The organism is Novosphingobium sp. BL-A-41-Hi4B-X5A, assembly GCF_055521705.1.
In genome coordinates, this window is the sequence record NZ_JBVFVT010000002.1 from 263,209 (window position 1) to 282,540 (window position 19,332).

Here is a 19,332-nt window from a genome sequence, read left to right on the forward strand (position 1 = left end):
CCATTTTTCGGTTGTAAGCGCTTGCGGGATAGGTGATCAGAACATCGCAAGAGCGGCGGATGAATCCGCTCGGGAGAGCATTGTGAAGGGATTCCGCGATCTTACAGCCGCCGCCGTGGCGGTCGCCAGTGTGGCCATGTTCGTTGCTGGGCCTGTTGCTGCAGCCGCGGAAAGCTATCCCGATGTCGTGCGCTCATCGATCTACGTGCCGGTGCGCGATGGCACAAAGCTGGCGGTGAACATCTACCGGCCAGCCGATGGCAAGACTGCCGTGGCCGCGCGCTTGCCGGTGATCTTCTCGTTCACGCCCTATCGTGCCAGGTTCAAGGACAAGGATGGCAAGGTCGTTGAACTGGCGCTCGATGATCGCCTCGCCATGCGCTCGCTGATCCGCGCGGGTTATGTCGTCGCCACTGCGGACATCCGCGGCAAGGGCGCGTCCTTTGGGCATCGCCGGGGGTTTCAGGACCGCACCGAGGCCTATGACGGTTACGATCTGGTCGAGTGGTTGGCGCGCCAGCCGTTCTCTTCGGGCAAGGTCGGGATGATCGGTTGTTCCTACCTTGGCGGATCGACGTTCCACACCGCCACGACCACGCCGCCATCGCTGAAGGCCGTGTTCGTCGGCGCTTCCGATCTCGACAAGTATGCCTTCGTGCGGCGCGGCGGCATTCCGGCGCAATTCAACACCCGGCCTGACGAGCCCGCCGAGGTCGACCTCGCCAGCATCCCTGTCGACGCCGATCGTGATGGCGCGATGCTGAAGGCGGCCGTGGCCGAACATGGCGCCAACACGCCGATGGCCCCGCTGTGGTACGGCATGCCCTATCGCGACAGCGTTTCGGCCTTCACCGGAAATCAGTTCTGGAACGAGGTCGGCACTTTCAACTACCTCGATCGCATCCGGAAGGCGGGCATTGCTACCTATTTCTGGAGCAACTGGCAGGACGAACCGACCGCGCAGGCCTTGCTCAGTGCCGCCAACCTGCCGGGATCGAAGTTCCTTGCCGGGCCGGGCAGCCATTGCGTGCCGCCACCGGGGTTTGACTTTACCGGCGAGGTCACCCGCTATTTCGACCACGCCCTGAAGGGCGCGGCCAATGGCATGGAGTCTGCGCCGCGCGCCACCTACTGGCTCGAAGGGCTGGACGGGAAGGGCGGCTATGTGCGCTCCAACCTGCTGCCGGGCGAAGGCGCGCAGCCGGTTTCCTGGTATCTTGGCGGTGGCAGGAGCGGCACGGCGCGATCGGTCAACGATGGCCTGCTGGGAAGCGCGCCGTCAGGGGCTGGCGCCGATCGGTTCACCGTGAACTACGATCTGCCGGACCCCGAATACTTCGCGTTCTGGGCGCAGCCGATGGACGCCAATGGCCTGTCCTACACTACGCCTGTGCTGACCGCGCCTGTGAAGCTGGTGGGCTTTCCCGTGGCGCGGCTGTCGGTTTCGACCGACAAGACCGACGCCAACGTGTTCGTCTACCTCGACCAGATCGACAGCAGTGGCAAGGCCGAGGTGGTGGCCTTTGGCAGGCTGGCCCTCTCGCACCGCAAGGAAAGCAAGGCGCCCTACGATACGATGGGCCTGCCGTGGCATTCGGGCATGAAGGCAGATGTTGCGCCGGTGCGGCCCGGGCAGGTCGTGCGCGTGAACATCGACATGACGCCGGTGTCGCGCGTGGTACCGGCGGGTGCGCGGTTGCGGCTGACGGTGGCGGGGGCTGATCCGCGCCAGCGCAATCTCAAGGACATTCGCGTGACGCCCTCGCCGGTCATCACCGTGCATCGCGGCGGCGCCAATGCATCCCGGCTCGATCTGCCGGTAAACAACTGAATTCGTTTGAAATGCAAAGCCGCATCGACGGCTCAGGGAAGGAGTAGGGGAATATGAAGGGCAAGAGGATCGGGGCCTCGCGGGCCATGCTGAAGCTGGGCTGCTGTGCACTGGCTATCACCATTTCCGGTGCGGCATTCGCGCAGGAAGCGGCGCAGGACACGCCGGAAGCGGCAGCGGCGAGCAATGCCGAAATCATCGTGACGGGCAGCCGCGTGCGCGGCGAGGCGCCGGTCGGGTCCACCGTCACGACGCTGGGCCGCAAGGAGATCGAGGCTTCGAGCCAGGTCACCGTCGACCGCATGATCAAGGAAATCCCGCAGGTTTTCGACCTCGGCGTTTCGGAAAACTCGCGCGGGCAATCGGGCGGCAGCGGCAACATCACTTATGGCAACTCGGTCAACCTGCGCGGCATCGGACCTTATGCCACGCTGGTGCTGGTCGACGGGCACCGCGTGACCAACAACAGCCGCTCGATCGATCCTTCGGTGATCCCGTCGCTCGGCATCGAGCGGGTGGAAGTCGTCGCCGATGGCGCTTCGGCGATCTACGGTTCGGACGCGGTTGCGGGTGTGGTCAACCTGATCCCCCGCCGCTCGCTCGATGGCGGTGAAGTGTTTGCCCGCGCCGGCATTTCCAGCCGCGGCGATTTCCATGAATACACCCTTGGCGCGGCGCTGGGCAAAGTGTTCGAACGCGGGCAGATTATGGTCGCCTACGAGCATGTCGAACGCTCCAACCTTTCGGGCGACGACCGCGATTTCTTCACCAGCGACCAGCGTCGTTTCGGCGGGGGCGACTATCGCATCGTGCGTTGTGCCCCCGGCAACATCAACGCCAACGGCACGACTTATGCGATTCCCACCAGCGGCGTGACGCAAGCAACCGCGGGAAGCCTGACGGCGGGTTCGCTGAACAAGTGCGACGAACTCGACAATCAGGATCTCATCCCGCGCCAGAAGTATGACTCGGTCAACAGCACGGGCCGCTACGAGCTGACCGACTGGCTCGACGTGTTCTACGACGGGTTCTATTCCAAGCGTTCGTTCTACCGCATCTCGGCCTATTCGAACGCGCGCCTGACGGTGCCGCAGACCAACGCCTTCTTCGTACGGCCCGACGGCTTCACCGGTTCGAGCTACACGCTGGACTACAACTTCCGGAATGACCTGCCGACCAACGATTCCTATGGCTATGCCCGCTCGTGGCAGATCACGCCGGGCCTGAAGGCGAAGCTGCCGGGCGGCTGGGAAGCCGAAGCGCTGTTCGGTTATGGCAAGACCAACGATTTCTCCGGCTCCTACTTCGGCGTGAACAATGCCGCGCTCAACGCTGCGCTCGCCAGCAGCAATCCGGCGACGGCGTTCGATCCCTATGGCCTCGGCCGCACCAGCCAGGCCGTGCTCGATGGCATCGCCAACCAGATCTTCCTTGCGCCGACCAATGGCCGACTGCGCACCTACGAAGCGCGGCTCAACGGCGGGCTGTTCGCGCTGCCGGGTGGCGAGGTGAAGCTGGCGACGGGGTACGAGCGGCAGGACTTCAAGGTCGCGCTCGGCTCTGCACGCGGTGCGCCGACGAACCCGATCACATTCCGCAACTTCGGACGCAAGGTCGATTCATTCTACGGCGAACTGTTTATCCCGGTGTTCGGGCCCGACAACGCCATGCCCGGGTTCCAGCGGCTTGAGATCAATGCCGCGGTCCGTCATGACAAGTATAGCGACGTCGGCAGCACGACCAATCCCAAGTTCGGCGTGAACTGGGTGCCGGTGGACGGGATCAAGCTGCGCGGCAGCTATGGCACATCGTTCCGCGCGCCGACGATCCCCGAGATCTACGGCAATTCCAACAACCTGTTCGGCCAGTCCTACCAGAACCCGGCGGGCGGTGCGCCGTTGCAGGGTTATGCCCTGTCGGGCCCGAACCTTGATCTCAAGCCCGAGACGGCGACGTCATGGTCGGTCGGTGCGGATTTCGAACCGACCCGGAACCTGCGCTTCTCGGTCACCTATTGGGACGTGAACTACAAGAACCAAGTGCTGGCGAACCTCTCCAACCTCGCCATCCTTGGCACCGAGGCGCAGTATGCAGGAACGGGCATCATCCTGCGCGGCGCTGATGCCGCCACGCGCGTGCAGCAGCTGCTGGCGCAGGGCGTGACGCTGGCGGGCGGGTCGTTCCCCGGTGGCAGCCCGGCCAACGTGACCCTGTTCGTCGACGGGCGCAGCCAGAACCTTGGCGTCTCGATCACCCGTGGCATCGACTTCACCGCAACCTGGCGTGCCGAGCTGGGCAGCGAGGATGCGCTGACGTTCAACGCTTCGGGCACGTACCTGACCAAGTACCGCGTGGCGCTGACCCCGAAGGCGCCGCTGATCGACCGGTTGGACTTCATCTTCAACCCGCTGAAGTTCAAGGCGCGCGGCAGCGTCACCTGGGATCACGGGCCGTTCAGCGCACGTGTCCAGGCGATCCATGTCGGCGGCTACTTCAACAACCTGACGGCAGGCGGCCAGAACGTGAAGAGCTACACCCCGGTTGACCTCAACCTCACGTTCCGCATCGGCGACCAGCAGGCGAGCGGGTTCTTCGAGAAGGGCATGACGCTCGGCCTCGAAGTGCGCAACGTGTTCGACACTGATCCGCCCTACGTGAACCTTGCGCCAAGCGGCAACGGTAGCGGCGGCTATGACGCCACCGCCAGCGATCCCATCGGGCGGCTGTTTGCGGTAAGCCTGCGCAAGTCGTTCTGAGAACTGAAGGGTCGCAAGTGCCGAAGGCGGTTACCATAGTGCTGGCGGGGGACCTCGTGCTCGACGAGCCCGATGCCCCCTACTGGCTGGCGGGAATTGCCCCGGCACTGAGAAACGCCGACCTTGCGGTGGGCCACCTCGAGGTGCCGCACACCGCGCGGGGACAGGAGCTGCAAGGCGATGTCCCCGCGCCGGGTGCGCCGCCCGAGAATGTCGCCGCGATCGCTGCGGCGGGGTTTGATATGTTGAGCCTTGCCGGAAATCACATCACCGACTGCGGCGCGGAGGGGATTGCCGATACGCTGGCGCTCATGGCCGAAGCAGGGCTTGTCGGAACCGGCGCAGGGCTGTCGCTGGCCGAGGCACGCAAGCCGGCGATGATTGAGCGTAGCGGCATGCGCATTGCCCTGCTCAGCTACAATTGCGTCGGGCCGGAAATGAGCTGGGCCGGCGAGGCGCATGCCGGGTGCGCCTATCTGCGGATCGAAACTGCCGATGGTGCGCCGATTGCGCCTGCCGCCGATCTGGTTCGCGTGACGGATCAGGCGCTCGAAGTGCTCCGCGAGGACATCGCGGCGGTGCGCGATAGCGCGGACATGGTCCTGGTCGCGCTGCACAAGGGGGTGGTGCACACTCCTGCTCGACTGGCGCCCTATGAGCGGGCCATCAGCCACGCGGCCATCGAGGCCGGGGCCGATGTCGTCATCGGCCATCACGCGCATATCGTGCGGGGGATCGAGTTTCATCAGGGCAAACCCATATTCCATGGACTCGGCAACGGCTGCGTCGTCACCAGCGCTCTCAGCCCGGCACAGGACCATCCCGCCCGGCGCGAATGGGCGCAGCGGCGCAAGGCCATGTTCGGGTTCGAACCCGACCCGGCCTATACGCTGGCCCCGTTCCATCCCGAGGCTGTCAACGCCATGCTGGGACGGCTGACGGTGCATGAGGATGGCAGGATCGAAGTCGGGATAACCCCCGTGGACGTGCTGGCGCCGGGAAGGCCGCTGCTGGCCGAAGGCGAGAGGAAGGCCGAGATCGCCCGCTACATCGAAGCCATCACCGTAAAGGCCGGACTGCCGCCGATCTCCATCGGCGCAGACGGCACGGTGACGGCATGAGCGTGATGCGCAAAAGCATTACCTTGATCGGCGGCATCGCGCTGCTCGGCGCGACGGCGACGGATACCGTCGCGGTGATCGGGCGGCACGTGGGCTTGCCATTGCGGGGCTCGATCGAACTGGTCCAGCTCTTCGTGCTCGTTGCCGGATCGCTGGCCTTGCTCGTGGCGACCGCGGAGCAGGCGCACGCCAAAGTGCATCTGGTCGTCGACCGCATGGGCGATGCCGGAAAGGCGGCGATGGTGCGGCTTTCGGGGCTGCTCGGCGCAGTATTCTTCGCTGGCCTCCTTGCCGGGTCGCTCTGGCTCATGGCCGATCTGTGGAGCGGGCACGAAGAGAGCGAACTGCTTGGCATTTCGTGGCGCTGGATGCGCTTGTTCGCAAACCTTGCATTGGCTGCGACGATTGCAGTTCTGCTCGGCCAAGCCCTGCGGAGGCGCAAATGATGTTTGCCACTCCTGCCACTGGCGTGATCGGCGTGCTGCTCCTGTTTGCGCTGCTGTTATCGGGCCTGCCCATCGGGGTGGCGCTGGGGCTGGTAGGCCTTGGCGGGCTGTGCCTGGTGCTTGGCCTCGAGCCTGCACTGATCAAGGGCGGGGTGGTGCTGGTCGATACGCTGACCCGCTATGAACTCGGCACCTTGCCGCTGTTCATGTTCATGGCGCACCTGTTCTTCTCCTCCAACGCCAGCCGTGACCTGTTCGACGCTGCGGCCAAGATGGTCGGTCACCGGCGCGGCGGCTTGGCCTATGCCTCGGTCGGCGGATGTGCCGGCTTTGGCGCGATCAACGGGTCGAGCCTCGCCACGGCGGCGACGATTGGCCTGGTTGCCCTGCCGGAAATGCGCAAGCGCGGCTATTCCGATGCCCTGGCCACCGGTACCGTCGCAGCGGGTGGCACGTTGGGGCAGATGATCCCGCCTTCGGGCGCGCTGATCGTGTTCGGGATCATTGCCGAACAGTCCATCGGCAAGCTGTTCACCGCCGCGATCGTGCCAGGGCTGACGCAGGCGCTGCTCTATTGCGCGGTGATCTGGATCGCCGTGCGCCTGCGTCCGCAGATTGCTCCTGCCAGCGAGCGCGCCTCGTGGGCAGAGCGGTGGCAGGCCATCGGCAGGATCGCCGACATGATCTTGCTGATCGCTCTGGTCATCGGCGGTATTGCGCTCGGCTGGTTCAGCCCGTCCGAGGCTGCCTCGATCGGCGCGGCAGGTGCCCTGGCCATTGCCGCCTGGCGCAAGCGCCTGAACGGCGCGATGCTGATGCAGGCATTCGAGGAAACGCTGCGAACCAGCGGGCTGATCCTCATGGTCATCATCGGCGCGCTGGTCTTCTCGGTATTCGTCTCGGTCACCGGCCTGACCGACGCCATCGGCGCATGGGTGACAGGGCTCGGATTGGGCACGGTGCCGACGCTTATTCTTGTCGCGGTGATCCTGCTGCTGCTGGGCTCGGTGCTCGATGGCCTCGCGCTGATGCTGCTGACGACGCCGATCCTGCTGCCGGTGGTGGAGGGCGTGGGCATGTCAGCCATCTGGTTCGGCATCTTCCTGTGCCGCGCGATGGAGATCGGCTTCGTACATCCGCCCTTGGGCATGAACCTGTTCGTGATTCAGGGCGTGGCCAAGGATGTTTCCATCAACCGCATCTTCAAGGGTGTGCTCCCGTTCCTGGCGAGCGACCTTTTGCACCTGCTCATCCTGATCCTGTTCCCCGCGCTGGCGCTGGGGCTGCCCGAATTGCTTGGAAACTGACGATGTTTGCTTATGCCGGACCAAACTTGCCGCATGACCTGTTTGAGGCGACCGGGCGCAATGCCGGGCCGCTGACCTGGAATGTCGACCGCGCCATGCCCGCCGCGGACCGCTGGCTGGAAAGCAAGTTCGCGCCGTGGACCCGGTCGGTGCTGCAGGACTGGGCCGACGGCGCGCTCGACCATCTCGACGCGGTGGTGTTCTCGCGCGCCGACGACAGTGCGCAGCGCCTGTACTACTACCTGTCCGAGTTGCGCCGGGCAGGGGCGATCAGGGGCCCCGAACCGTTGGTGCTCGACATCGCCAAGAGCCCGAGGCCGAGCAGCATTGCCCGTGACGAGGTGGCGCTGCGCAAGCTGGCGGAGCGCCTTGGCGTGGGCGCGGCAGCGCTTGGCCCGGCCATCGCTGCAGGAAATGCGCAGCGGGCAGGCACCGTGGCGAGCGCCACCGGAGCGAAAGTCTGCCTGATCGCCGGAAGCCCTCTGCCCGACGAGCGGATGCACCGTATGGTCGAACAATCCGGATGGTCCGCCGTCGGCCGCACGCTTGCCGAGGAGTGGGGCGATCTGGGCCCAATGGTTGACGAGGGTGCCGAGCCTTTTGCCGCGCTCGCGCGCCAGCTCCACGCCCGTCGTCTCGATACACGGGGCTTTTTTGACCGCTCCGGAGCCCTGACCGAAGCCGCTGCGGCATCGTTGGCGAAGGCCGCGATCCTGTGGCTGATCGAGGAGGACGACACCACCGTCTGGCACCTGCCGGCGATGCGTGCTGCGCTCGAGGCACATGGGCTCCCGGTCATGGTCGCCACCCGGCGCGACTGGTGCTGCCATGACGGGATCGATGCCGAAATCTCTGCCTTCCTTGCAGGAGTGACCGCATGAAGCCGCTCGCCGGACATCGCGTTGCCGTGCTCGGCGGCATGGCGGATCGCGCGCTCGCACGCTTCCTCGCATCGCTCGGCGCGGAACTGGGCGGACCGGTCGAAGGCGCGTCGTTCGTGATCGACGACCTTGGACTGGAAGGGCTTGAAGGCGTCAGCATTCCGGAAAGCGCCGTCCACGTATCGGTCACGCCGTTCGGTTCTGGTGGGCCGCGCTCGGCCTGGAAGGGCGGCGAACTGGTCGCCTCGGCAATGGGCGGGGCCTTGCGGGTGACGGGCGAACCGGGCCTGCCCCCGGTCAAGGAAGCGGGTGATGCCTGCACTTTCCATGCAGACATGGTTGCAGCATCGGGCGCGCTGGCGGCGCATTATGCACGCGGAAGCCACGGCAAGGGCCAGCACGTCGACGTTTCGATCCAGCAGGTCGCCTTCAGCCGCAATTTCAACGGCGTGCTGGTGTGGCAGTTCGACCAGCGCAAGCTGGTGCGCGTCGGCGGCGCGCTGGCTTATGGCAAGGCCACCGTGCGCGCGATCTGGCGGCTTGCCGATGGCTGGTGCTTCCATTCGCTGATGACGGGCCGCTTGGGTGAGCCTGCCAATCAGGCCCTGTCCGACTGGATCGACGAGGACGGCATGCCCAATCCGCTGGCCGGGACCGACTGGCTTTCGTACAACCGATCCACCCTGCCAGCGGAAACGCGCGCCGTCTGGGAAGCGGCAATCGCCGCCTTTTTCCTTTCGCGCACCAAGCACGAAATCGCGACCGAGGGCTTGCGGCGCGGTATCAACGCCTGCGTGGCCAACGAACCGGCCGACGTGCTGGCGGACCCGCACCTCGCAGCTCGCGGGTTTTTCGATACCGCAGATGGCCTGCCCGAACGCTTCGCCGCATTGCGCGAGGGCACGGGCCAGGTCGCCGCGCCAGCCATCCATACTGGCACCCGTCCCGGGCCGCTTTCGGGCGTCAAGGTGCTCGATTTTGCGTGGGCGCTGGTTGGGTCGATCACCACCAAGACGCTGGGCGACCTCGGCGCCGAGATTGTGAAGATCGAGACGCGCACGCGCCCCGATCTGGCGCGACTGGATGTTCAGGTCTCAGCTTCGAAGCCCGGCAACTGGGACGACAAGCCGTGGTTTGCACACCTCAATACATCCAAGCGCAGTGTCTCGCTCAACATGAAGAAGCCGGAGGCACGCGAGCTGATCGATCCGCTGATCGATTGGGCCGACGTGGTGGTGGAGAATTTCTCGCCGGGAACGATGGCCAAGTTGGGGCTGGATTATGACAGCCTTGCCGCGCGCAATCCCGGCATCGTCATGGTCTCGGGCAGCGTATTCGGCCAGACCGGACCGATGGCGCAGGAATGGGGCGTCGATGGCACCGGCGGCGCGCTTTCGGGCCGCACCTATCTGACGGGCTGGCCGGATCGCGATCCGGTGATCCCCGGCGCAGTGCCCTTCGGCGATGTGATCGTGCCCTATGTCATGGCGGCAGGGGTGGCAGGCGCGCTGCAATATCGGCGCGAGACCGGGCGCGGCTGCCATATCGATGCTTCGATGTACGAGATCTGCGTCCAGCAGATGCGCGATTATCTTGAGCAGGCCAAGCGGGGCGAGCGGCCGCAGCGCATGGGCAATGCCGATGCGCGGGTATTCTGGCAGGACGTGCTGCCGGCGGCCGGCGAGGACCGCTGGGTGGCGATCTCCTGCCCCACCGAGGCTGACCATGCCAGGCTGCTGGCGATCACCGGCGCCGATCCCGCCGTTTGGACCGCATCGCGCGAGGACCACGCCATCGCGGCCGAGCTTCAGGCCCAGGGCATCGCCTGCGGCGTGGTGCAGGATTGCGAGGACATGATCGAGCGCGACGCCCAGCTCATCGGGCGCGGCGCGCTGGTCAGGCTCGATCATCCGCTGCTCGGCCCCTTCGGCCACATCGCCACGCCGCTGCGCTTCTCGCGCGATCCGTTCCAACCCTTCCGCGCGCCCGGCATGGGCGAGCATGTCCATGAAATCGCACGCAATCTGTGCGGCCTGTCAGAGGCCCGGATCGCCGAACTCGAACAGGCAGGAGTCTTCCAGTGAGCGCCGCTACCCCCACCAGGCCCTCGGGTCAGCGCAGCCGCAAGGACCTTGCCTGCACCGCTGCCGCGAGCGCGTACCAGAAGCAGTTCGGCGCGGATCTCAGGCGCCGGGTGGTGGACGATGGCGAGCCCTTCGCCATCGTCCAGGCCGATACGCCGCACGAGATATTCCATGTCATGGACATACCGATCATCACCAACCAGTGGTGGTCGGCCTATATCTCGGCCAAGCAGCTTTCGAACCATTACTTCGAGGTGATGGCGCAGGCCGGTTACCCCAAGAACAGCTGCAAGTACTGCTCGCTTGGCCTTGCGTGCACGCTGGCCAACGATCCCAGAACCGCGCCGTGGGGCGGCTTGCCCAAGCCCACTGTGCTCGTTGCGCGGATGACCTGTGATTGCATCCAGCACGTGTTCGGGCAGTGGGCCGATGCGCTGGGTAGCGAGTTCTTCCCGATGGAAGCGCCGGCGTGGGAACACAAGGACCCGCGCTGGTTCGCTCACTCGAAGGACCAGTGGGAACAGGTCTACGATGCCGATCGCATCGCGCTGGCCGTGTCGGAAATGCGCGACCTGATCGCGCTGCTCGAGAACCGCACGGGGCGCAAGTTCGACGAGGCAAAGCTCCATTACCTAATGGAGCGCATCAATGAGCAGGAAGGCTACATCTGGGAAGCGGCGCAGGCCATCGGCAAGGCGCGGCCGTGCCCGGTCTCGATCGCCGAACAGATGCCCAATACGATGATCCCGCAGTGGCATCGCGGCTCGGACTGGGCAGTAGGCCATGCCAGGCGCTTCCGTGACGAGGTGATGGAGCGCATCGCCGCAGGTGAGGGCACCGCCGCCAACGAGAAGATCCGCCTGATGTGGATCGGGGCGGGCGTGTGGCACGATCCCGGGTTCTACCAGGCGCTGGAAGAGCGCATGGGCGCGGTGTTCGTCTGGTCGATGTACATGCCCTTTGCCGGGCCGCAGTACATCCGCGAAGTGCAAGGCCGTCCGATGGAGGCGCTGGCCAGCCGCATCTGCTCGATGAACGAGGTGCTCCACCTGCCGCCATGGATGAATGGCTGGATGACCAGCGAGGCCGAGCGCTGCGGCATCGATGCCTGCGTCGTGCTGCTGCCGCCGGAAAACCGTCTCTCGCAATCGGGTACCAAGATCACGGCAGAGGCGCTCGAAAAGGCGGGCGTGCCGGTGCTGATGATCGACGCCGACATGGTCGATGCCGCCAACTGGGACCATGACAGGATGGTCGGCATGGTGGCGGAGTTCCTGCAGAAACGAGGGCTGGCGTGAGGCTTTTTGTCGCCCTGCTGATCCTGTTCCTGGCGGCCTGCGCGCGCCCGGTCGAACCGGGTGTGACCGAACTGACCTATGCTTCGCCCTACAGCCCCAACCACCCGTTCTCCAAGGCCGATCGGGAATGGATGGCCTTTGTCGAAAAGCGCTCAGACGGGCGAATTCGGATCAAGCCGGTGTGGTCGGGCGCGCTGCTTTCGTCGGACATGTCGATGGAAGAGCTGCGCCACGGCGTAGCCGATATAGGCCTGATCACGCCGATCTACGTGCGCGGCGGCACGCACCTGATCCGCATCCAGTCGGGCTTCTATCAGGGCGCAGACAGCGTGGAATCGCAGGTCGCGCTCTATGGCTGCATCGCCAAGGCCAATCCGCAGGTCGGGCATGAACTGGCAGGGCTCAAGGTGCTCGCGGTGCAGGGCGGTACGCTGCCCGGCCTTGTCACGGCAAACCGGCAGGTGCGCAGTCTGGCCGACGTGAAGGGGCTGCGCATCCGTGCGCCAACAGAACTCCTCAGCGTGCTGGATTCGCTCGGCGCTGACCCGGTGAACATGCCGATGGGCGAGGTCTACTCGGCCATGGCCAAGGGCGTGATCGACGGCGTGATTGCGCCGGAAGACACCTTCAAGTCGCTGCATTTCGCCGAAATCTCCAAGCACTTCTACCAGATCGCCGTGCCCCGTGGCGCCTATCCTGCCCGCGCGATGAGCGAGAAACGCTGGAGCGCATTGTCCGAGGCCGATCGCCAGATCCTGACCGAAGGCATTGCCGTGTGGGAAGCGGCGCTGGCTCGCCAGGTTCGCGCGGCGGTAGAGAAGGGCAAGGCCGAAGCCGTGGCTGCCAAGGTCACCTTCAACCCTGCGAGCGCGGCAGACCAGCAGCGTTTCGATGCGATCTACCTGCGCGATTCAGAAGCCAACGCGCGCGGCCTCGCCGCCTACGGCATCGATGGCGAGGCCGCATTCCGTTCGGCCCGGGCAGCGGTGAAGGGTCGGGACCGGATTTCCTGCGGGAGTGGATCATGAAGACGCTGACATCGCTCACGCTCGCCCTCGCGCTCAGCGTATCCCCCATCGCGGCTGTTGCGCAAAGCGTCCGCACGATCGGCAGTCCCGCTGGCTCCGGCGGACTGCCCGCCATCGCGCAAGGGCGCACCGACGCGCCAGGTTATACCATTTACCGCCCCGCGAAATGGCCAAGGCAGCGACTGCCGCTCGTGCTATGGGGCAATGGCGGGTGCCGCGACAATGGCCTCTCGGCCAGCCACTTCCTGCGCGAGATCGCCAGCCACGGCTATCTTGTCATCGCCAATGGCGCGCCGCGCGAGGAGCGGCCGGTGCTTGACGCGCTCCCTCCGGCCAACGGCCCGCGCCCGACCGGCGCTCCGCCGGCCCGCGCTACGCCGGACGAAACGCAGGTAAGCCAGTTGCTCGGCGCAATCGACTGGGTGAAAGGCAGTGACCTTGCTACCCATGCCGATCTTTCGCGCATTGCCGTCATGGGCCATTCCTGCGGCGGCCTGCAGGCGCTCGCTGCCGCTGCCGATCCGCGCATTGGCGCGGTCGTCGCCTTCAACAGCGGCGTCTATGTGCGCGCCGGGTCGGGCCTGAGCGGTGTGGGAATTACCAAGGACGACCTCGCCAGATTGCACACGCCCGTCGCCTATATCCTTGGCGGGCCTGATGACATTGCCTACCCCAACGGGTCTGACGATGTTTCCCGCATAGCCCATGTGCCGGTGTTCTTCGCCAATTCGCCCATTGGCCACGGCGGCACCTTCGGCCTTGCCAACGGTGGCGATTATGGCCGCATCGGTGCGGCGTGGCTCGACTGGCAATTGAAGCGCAAGCCCACGGCGGCTGCGATGTTTACCGGCCCCGACTGCGGGCTGTGCAAGGACAAGCAATGGACCGTGGTCCGCAAGCAATTTCCGGAGAAGCCATGAATTCGCCTTCTGCCACCGGCCCGCTCTCCGGCATCCGGATTGCCGACTTCAGTCATGTCATGGCTGGGCCTTACGCTTCGCACCTGCTGCGGATGATGGGGGCCGAGGTCATCAAGATCGAGCCCAAGGGCGGCGACGGCTTCCGTAACTATGGCGCGGACCGGCGCTATGACGGAATGTCGCCCGCATTTATCGCTGCCAATGCCGGCAAGAAGTCGATCGCGCTCGATCTGAAGGACGAGGCTGATCTTGCTATCGCCAGGGGCGTGATCGCGCGGTCCGATGTGCTGCTCGAAAACTTCCGCCCCGGTGTGATGGCTCGGCTCGGCCTTGGTTACGAGGCGGCGTGCGATCTGCGTCCCGACCTGATCTACTGCTCGGTTTCCGGCTATGGCCAGGAAGGCCCGCACCGCGATTGGCCCGCCATCGACAACATCGTGCAGGCCACTAGTGGCATGATGATGCTGAGCGGTGACGAGGGCGACCCGCCCGTGCGCGTGGGCTTCCCCATCGTCGATACGCTGACCGGCCAGACGGCGGCGATGGCGATCCTCGGCGCGCTGATGCAGCGCGAGCGCGGCGGCGGCGGCAGCAAGCTCGATGTGTCGATGTTCGATGCCAGCCTCGCCTTCATGACCTCGGCGCTGACCCCGTTCCTCGTCACCGGCAAGCCGATGAGCCGCATGGGCAACACCGGCTACAGCGGTTTGCCCACGGCGTCGCTGTTCACCACGCGCGATGGGCGGCAGATTTCGCTCGGCGTAGTCCAGCCGCCGCAGTTCGCTGCACTTGCCCGCGAACTCGGGCACGAAGAATGGCTGGCCGACGAGATGTTCGCCACCCCCGATGCCCGCCGCGCAAACTTTGATGCGATGCACGCCGCGCTTTCAACGGTCTTCGCAACGCGCGATGCCGCCGACTGGGAGCAACGGCTAAGCAACGCGGGCATCCCCTGCGGCATGGTCCGCCGCGTGGACGAGGCCGGCGCGCTGGCGGGCGAGGGCGCTCTGGTTGACCTCGAGATCCCCGGCCTGCCGCAGGAGAGCGTGCAGATACCGGGACCCGGCTATCGGGTGGCCGGGCAAGCCGGCCCCGTGCTCGCCGCGCCACCCCGGCTCGATGCAGACCGTGCGGAAATCCTCGCCTGGCTGGCGCAGGAAGCTGTCGCGTGAAGCCGCGCCTGCTGCTGGCCCCGCTTGCCTTGCTCGGCGCACCGCTGGTGGCGCAGGATGCACCGCCCGCGCCGCGCGTGATCGAAGGTACGCTCGCCAGCGGGGCGAAATGGAAGGCGCTCATCCCGGCGCAGTTCAATGGCAGCCTGCTGCTGTGGAGCCATGGCTATTCGCCGCGGATCGATCCTGCGGAACCTGCACCTGCACAATATCGCGATCTGCTCCTCGCCAAGGGCTACGCGCTCGTGGCGTCGGACTACGGCGCGGGCGGATGGTCGCTCGAACAGGCTGTCCCGGCGCAGCGTGCCACGGTCGAAGCCTTCGTTGCGCTTGAAGGGCGCCCGGCGCGGGTGCTGGCCTGGGGTTCGTCGATGGGCGGCCTCATTTCCACCGCGCTGGCCGAGCAGGACAGGCCGGTGATCGACGGCGCGCTGGCGATGTGTCCTTCGATCGGCGGCGCGGTTGGTATGATGAACATGGGGCTCGACGGCGCTTTTGCCACTGCCACCCTGATCGCGCCCAACTCGGGCCTTTCGCTGGTCAACGTGGCAGACGACATGGCCAATGGCCGCAAGGCGATGGCAGCAGTCGATGCCGCGCGCCAGACCCGCGCGGGCAGGGCGCGGATCGCCTTGGCAGGCGTTCTCGGCGGCATTCCCGGCTGGACCCGGCCAGACCGTCCCGAGCCCGCTGCCGACGATCTTGAAGCACAGGTGGACGAGATCGCCGCAACGCTGGTCATGGGCACCTTGATGCCGCGCAACGATCAGGAGCGCCGTGCTGGCGGGGCGTTCTCGTGGAACATCGGCGTGGACTACGCGCGCCAGCTCGACCGTTCGGGGCGCAGGCCGTTCGTGGAGGCGCTGTACCGCAAGGCCGGGCTGAGCCTGACGCGCGATCTTGCCATGCTGGCCAAGGCACCGCGCATCACTGCCAAGCCTTCCGCCGTGCGCTACATGCTGGAAAACTACACGCCCACTGCCCGTCCGCGCGTGCCGCTGGTATCGCTGCAGGCCGTGGGGGACGGGCTGACCTCACCTTCGCTGCAGCGCGCTTATGCGGATGCTGCGCCGCCTGCAATGATGCAGCCGCTGTGGCACAAGAGTGCCGGTCACTGCCGCTTGCCGGCCGAACAGGTCCTTGCGGCGATTGCGCATCTCGAACAGCGCCTCGCTTCGGGCAAGTGGCCTCAGCGTCCGGCGCAGTTCATCGATCACACCCCGCCGCCGATGCTGCGTCCGTGCCTGCGACAGCAGGGGCCTTCCGGCCCGCGCTGCCGCTAGGCCATGTGCGCCCGTGTCAGTCGATCCCCTTCTTTTCGATCGTCCAGCCGGGCACCACGCACAGGCGGCAATTGCTGCCAGTAAAACTGCGCGCCGCCGACTTGTCGCCTCGCAACTGCCATTCCAGCCAATCGACCGAGAGCGCCGCCACCGCGCCGCCGTTTGCGGTTCGGAAGGTGCCGCCGTGGCCGACAGGCAATTGCACCAGGGCGGCCGGCACCTTGGAGATACGCTTGAAATCGTCGGTGCCGTTGGGAAAGGCGATGTCGTCGGGCCCGCCAAGGACGTAGAGCACCGGCGTGTGCAGCTTGTCGAGCATCGCCTTGTCCACGGTGATGCCGCGGATCGGGTTGGTGCCGTCGGTAAATACGCCGCTGTTGTGGACCAGCACGGCGCGGATGCGCGGGTCGGGCGCGACTTCGAGCGCCTGCAGCCCGCCGCAACTATGCCCGGCCACCGCCAGCGCCCGTGTATCGATCTTGCCGTAAAGCGCGCTTCCGGCCTTGGCGTTCTCGGCCAGCGCCCAGTCGAGGCCGGCCTTCACATCGGCGCTGGTCGTGGCGACCGGTGGCAACTGGCCGGACTTGTCCGGCGCCCGCGGTTCCCGCTTCTTCGTCGCGCCCGGGCCGCTCATCACCTCGCCGGGTGCGATCACGACATAGCCGTGGCTGGCAACCTCGATCAGGTGCTGCCGAGCGCTGGCGCCATCGGCACTGCACCCGCCATTGCCCCAGACGAGAACGCCGAGCGCCTTGGCGTCATCAAGCTTTGCCGGGCGATAGATGACGTGCGCCGGCAACGTGGCGTCTTGCGTCATGATCGCGGGGTAGGGTCCCGTGCCCGGCCCGATGGGCATCGTGTCGTAGGCGCTGGGCTGCTCCTGCGCCGCGAGAGGGGCCGCGATCATGGTCAGGGCAAGAGCGGCCGCGATCTGGTTTTTCAAGCAATCCTCCTTCGTAGGCGACGGACATTTGTCCAACAAATTGTCCTATGCAAGCGCTTGCGTAAATCGTTCGTCGCATTTAAGCAATGTGGCATAACAATGAAGGGAGAGGCGTGATTCATACCGTACTGGCCACTGGCGATCTCGCGATGGACCGCGATGATTACGACGCCTGCTTTGCCGGGACGGCCGATATCCTGCGCAGCGCCGATCTCGTGTTCGGCCAGCTCGAAACCAGCTTTGCCGAAAAGGGTGTCCGCCTGCCACAGGCACGCCATGCCGTCCTCGCCCGCCCGGAAGGCGCTGCTGCGCTGGGCCGCGCCGGTTTCGATGTGATCTCGATGGCCGGAAACCACGTGATGGACTGGGGCCAGGAAGCCTTCTTCGAAACGCGCGGGCACCTTGAAAGCGCGGGCATCAGCGTGGTCGGGGCCGGGGCCAACATCGTCGAGGCCCGCCGCCCGGTGATCCGCACGCTGGGCGATGGCACGCGCGTCGCCTTCCTCGCCTATTCCAGCATCCTGCCCCATTCCTATTGGGCTGACGAGCGCCGCCCCGGCTGCGTCCCGATGCGCGCCTTCACCGTCTACGAGCAGATCGAGCACGACCAGCCCGGCACCCCCGCTCGGGTCCACACCTATCCCCACCGCGAAGATCTGGCCGCGATGGAGGCCGACATCCGCGCCGCGAAGGCCGAGGCCGACGTGGTTCTCGTCTCGCACCACTGGGGCATCCACTTCGTCCGCGCGGTCATTGCCGATTACCAGCGCGATGTCGCCCGCGCCGCGATTGCCGCCGGGGCCGATGCGATCTTCGGCGGCCATGCGCATATCCTCAAGGGCTGCGAGCTGATCGACGGCAAGCCCGTCTTCTACTCACTGTGCAACTTCGCCACCGACCTTGCGATGGACGAGGCCCATGCCAACTCCAAGAGTTTCAACGAGATCCGCGTTCTTGCCGAAGAGTGGGAGCCGGATTTCGAAAGCCTCTACAATTTCCCCAAGGCCGCACGTCTGTCGATGATTGCCCGGCTCGAGATTGCCACCGGCAAGATGCTTCGCGCAGGCCTTCTGCCGCTTGTCATTGGCCGCGATGCCGTGCCGCGCCTGGCCGAACCGGGTAGCGAGGACCATGCCGCCGTGATCGAATACCTCGCTGCCGTTACGGAAGAAGCAGGCCTCAACGCCCGCTATCGTCAGGCCGAAGGCATGGTCGTGCTGGAGCAGGCAGCATGAAGCCGCGCGCCTCTGCCTTTCCGCTCGAAGGCTACGTCCTGCTTTATCTGCTGGCGTACCTGCCCAACGTCATCGTGACCAAGCTGGTCACCTCGCAGCCGCACGCCGGACTTGGCCGTCCACTCACCGGCCTCGAAACCCTGCCTGCGTCGCTAGTCATCAACATGGTGCTGACCTGGGGCTTCATCTGGCTCTCGGGCTGGCATCGCGATGCCAACAAGATCGCGCTGGGCCCGATCCACCTGCCGTTCCCGACGTTCTACACCTTCCTGTCCGGCCTCGGCACCTCGCTGGTGCTGTTTACCGTGCCGCTCAGCTTCACCATCCCCAACGTCAGCATCCCGTTCATCCAGCTGGTGATGCGCGGCGACATCCTGATCATCGCGCCGTTGGTCGACGTGATGTTCGGCCGCCGGGTGCGCTGGTGGAGCTGGACAGCGCTGGCGATGGTCCTGTTCGCGCTGGTCATCACCTTGTCCGACCGGGGCGGCCTCAAGCTGCCGCCGATCGCGATCCTTACCGTGGTGCTCTACACGCTGGGCTATTTCCTGCGCCTGTTCGTGATGACCAAGATTTCCAAGAGCGGCGATCCAGCCTCGGTAAGGCGCTATTTCGTTGAGGAAAAGATGATCGCGCTGCCGATGTCGGTGGTGATCCTCGGTGTCATCTCGGCAAGCGGCATCGGTGGGCAATCGGGCGAGCTTGCCTGGGGCTTCATCGGCGTGTGGAGCGATCCGGTGCTGCTCGACCTGTTCTGGATCGGCGCGACGCTGACCATCATTTCGGTGCTGGCCATCATCATCCTGCTCGACCCGCGCGAGAATGCCTACTGTGTGCCGCTGGAGCGCGCTGCCAGCCTCGTTGCCGGGATCGGCGGCTCGGTCCTGCTCGCATGGTTCTGGGGCCTGAAGATGCCGCGCGATGCCGAACTGATCGGCGCTGGCGTGCTGGTCGGCGCCATTGTCCTGCTCTCGCTCGCCCCGCGCCTTTCCGCGCGTCGGCAGGCGCGAAGCGAAACTGCCTGATT

At 65.8% G+C, this 19,332-nt stretch carries 15 protein-coding genes; 14 read left to right on the forward strand and 1 reads right to left on the reverse strand.

All coding sequences use genetic code 11. The annotated features are described in order from the left end of the window. Positions 1-82 precede the first annotated feature (82 nt). From ACZ1JY_RS17010 to ACZ1JY_RS17065, 12 genes are read left to right on the forward strand one after another with little or no spacing between them, the layout of a single operon-like run. Complete coding sequence (locus ACZ1JY_RS17010; RefSeq protein WP_465131437.1) at positions 83-1,831, forward strand: CocE/NonD family hydrolase; 1,749 nt, start codon at positions 83-85, stop codon at positions 1,829-1,831. Between the two features lie 53 nt (positions 1,832-1,884). Continuing rightward, on the forward strand, positions 1,885-4,587 hold the full coding sequence (locus tag ACZ1JY_RS17015) for a TonB-dependent receptor domain-containing protein (protein ID WP_465131438.1): 2,703 nt from the start codon (positions 1,885-1,887) through the stop codon (positions 4,585-4,587). 17 nt (positions 4,588-4,604) lie between these two features. Beyond that, positions 4,605-5,708: a CapA family protein gene (locus tag ACZ1JY_RS17020; RefSeq protein ID WP_465131439.1), complete on the forward strand. Its 1,104-nt coding sequence runs from the start codon at positions 4,605-4,607 to the stop codon at positions 5,706-5,708. After that, positions 5,705-6,154, forward strand: a complete 450-nt coding sequence (locus ACZ1JY_RS17025; protein ID WP_206065683.1) for a TRAP transporter small permease — start codon at positions 5,705-5,707, stop codon at positions 6,152-6,154. The genes ACZ1JY_RS17020 and ACZ1JY_RS17025 overlap by 4 nt, the downstream gene beginning before the upstream one ends. Then, positions 6,151-7,461, forward strand: coding sequence for a TRAP transporter large permease (locus tag ACZ1JY_RS17030; RefSeq protein ID WP_465131440.1), 1,311 nt, complete (start codon positions 6,151-6,153; stop codon positions 7,459-7,461). The genes ACZ1JY_RS17025 and ACZ1JY_RS17030 overlap by 4 nt, the downstream gene beginning before the upstream one ends. A gap of 2 nt (positions 7,462-7,463) precedes the next feature. Then, complete coding sequence (locus ACZ1JY_RS17035) at positions 7,464-8,342, forward strand: hypothetical protein (protein WP_465131441.1); 879 nt, start codon at positions 7,464-7,466, stop codon at positions 8,340-8,342. Beyond that, on the forward strand, positions 8,339-10,426 hold the full coding sequence (locus ACZ1JY_RS17040) for a CaiB/BaiF CoA-transferase family protein (RefSeq protein ID WP_465131442.1): 2,088 nt from the start codon (positions 8,339-8,341) through the stop codon (positions 10,424-10,426). The genes ACZ1JY_RS17035 and ACZ1JY_RS17040 overlap by 4 nt, the downstream gene beginning before the upstream one ends. Then, the gene (locus ACZ1JY_RS17045; protein WP_465131443.1) at positions 10,423-11,724 is read left to right on the forward strand and encodes a 2-hydroxyacyl-CoA dehydratase subunit D; all 1,302 of its coding nucleotides are present in this window, start codon (positions 10,423-10,425) and stop codon (positions 11,722-11,724) included. The genes ACZ1JY_RS17040 and ACZ1JY_RS17045 overlap by 4 nt, the downstream gene beginning before the upstream one ends. Then, a complete protein-coding gene (gene dctP, locus ACZ1JY_RS17050) occupies positions 11,721-12,752 on the forward strand; it encodes a TRAP transporter substrate-binding protein DctP (protein ID WP_465131444.1) in 1,032 nt (343 codons plus the stop codon). Before ACZ1JY_RS17045 ends, dctP begins: the two co-directional genes overlap by 4 nt. Further along, a complete protein-coding gene (locus tag ACZ1JY_RS17055; RefSeq protein ID WP_465131445.1) occupies positions 12,749-13,672 on the forward strand; it encodes an alpha/beta hydrolase in 924 nt (307 codons plus the stop codon). Before dctP ends, ACZ1JY_RS17055 begins: the two co-directional genes overlap by 4 nt. After that, positions 13,669-14,844, forward strand: a complete 1,176-nt coding sequence (locus ACZ1JY_RS17060) for a CaiB/BaiF CoA transferase family protein (RefSeq protein WP_465131446.1) — start codon at positions 13,669-13,671, stop codon at positions 14,842-14,844. The genes ACZ1JY_RS17055 and ACZ1JY_RS17060 overlap by 4 nt, the downstream gene beginning before the upstream one ends. Continuing rightward, entirely contained in the window at positions 14,841-16,127 is a 1,287-nt protein-coding gene (locus ACZ1JY_RS17065; RefSeq protein ID WP_465131447.1) for an alpha/beta hydrolase, read from the forward strand. Before ACZ1JY_RS17060 ends, ACZ1JY_RS17065 begins: the two co-directional genes overlap by 4 nt. Positions 16,128-16,143: 16 nt before the next feature. On the opposite strand, the gene ACZ1JY_RS17070 is transcribed toward ACZ1JY_RS17065, so the two are convergent. Beyond that, entirely contained in the window at positions 16,144-17,070 is a 927-nt protein-coding gene (locus ACZ1JY_RS17070) for a poly(ethylene terephthalate) hydrolase family protein (protein ID WP_465131448.1), read from the reverse strand. Positions 17,071-17,183: 113 nt separating this feature from the next. Here ACZ1JY_RS17070 and ACZ1JY_RS17075 point away from each other — a divergent pair, with 113 nt between their 5' ends. Continuing rightward, positions 17,184-18,305 (forward strand): CapA family protein, encoded by a 1,122-nt coding sequence (locus tag ACZ1JY_RS17075; RefSeq protein WP_465131449.1) that lies wholly within the window; start codon positions 17,184-17,186, stop codon positions 18,303-18,305. After that, on the forward strand, positions 18,302-19,330 hold the full coding sequence (locus ACZ1JY_RS17080) for a hypothetical protein (RefSeq protein WP_465131450.1): 1,029 nt from the start codon (positions 18,302-18,304) through the stop codon (positions 19,328-19,330). Before ACZ1JY_RS17075 ends, ACZ1JY_RS17080 begins: the two co-directional genes overlap by 4 nt. The last annotated feature ends 2 nt before the right edge of the window (positions 19,331-19,332 follow it).

Bases quoted from the DNA above. Each gene is read 5' to 3' on its own strand.
- ACZ1JY_RS17035 (WP_465131441.1), top strand. From the start codon at position 7,464: ATGTTTGCTTATGCCGGACCAAACTTGCCGCATGACCTGTTTGAGGCG.
- ACZ1JY_RS17015 (WP_465131438.1), top strand. From the start codon at position 1,885: ATGAAGGGCAAGAGGATCGGGGCCTCGCGGGCCATGCTGAAGCTGGGC.
- ACZ1JY_RS17030 (WP_465131440.1), top strand. From the start codon at position 6,151: ATGATGTTTGCCACTCCTGCCACTGGCGTGATCGGCGTGCTGCTCCTG.
- ACZ1JY_RS17055 (WP_465131445.1), top strand. From the start codon at position 12,749: ATGAAGACGCTGACATCGCTCACGCTCGCCCTCGCGCTCAGCGTATCC.
- ACZ1JY_RS17060 (WP_465131446.1), top strand. From the start codon at position 13,669: ATGAATTCGCCTTCTGCCACCGGCCCGCTCTCCGGCATCCGGATTGCC.
- ACZ1JY_RS17025 (WP_206065683.1), top strand. From the start codon at position 5,705: ATGAGCGTGATGCGCAAAAGCATTACCTTGATCGGCGGCATCGCGCTG.
- ACZ1JY_RS17080 (WP_465131450.1), top strand. From the start codon at position 18,302: ATGAAGCCGCGCGCCTCTGCCTTTCCGCTCGAAGGCTACGTCCTGCTT.
- ACZ1JY_RS17040 (WP_465131442.1), top strand. From the start codon at position 8,339: ATGAAGCCGCTCGCCGGACATCGCGTTGCCGTGCTCGGCGGCATGGCG.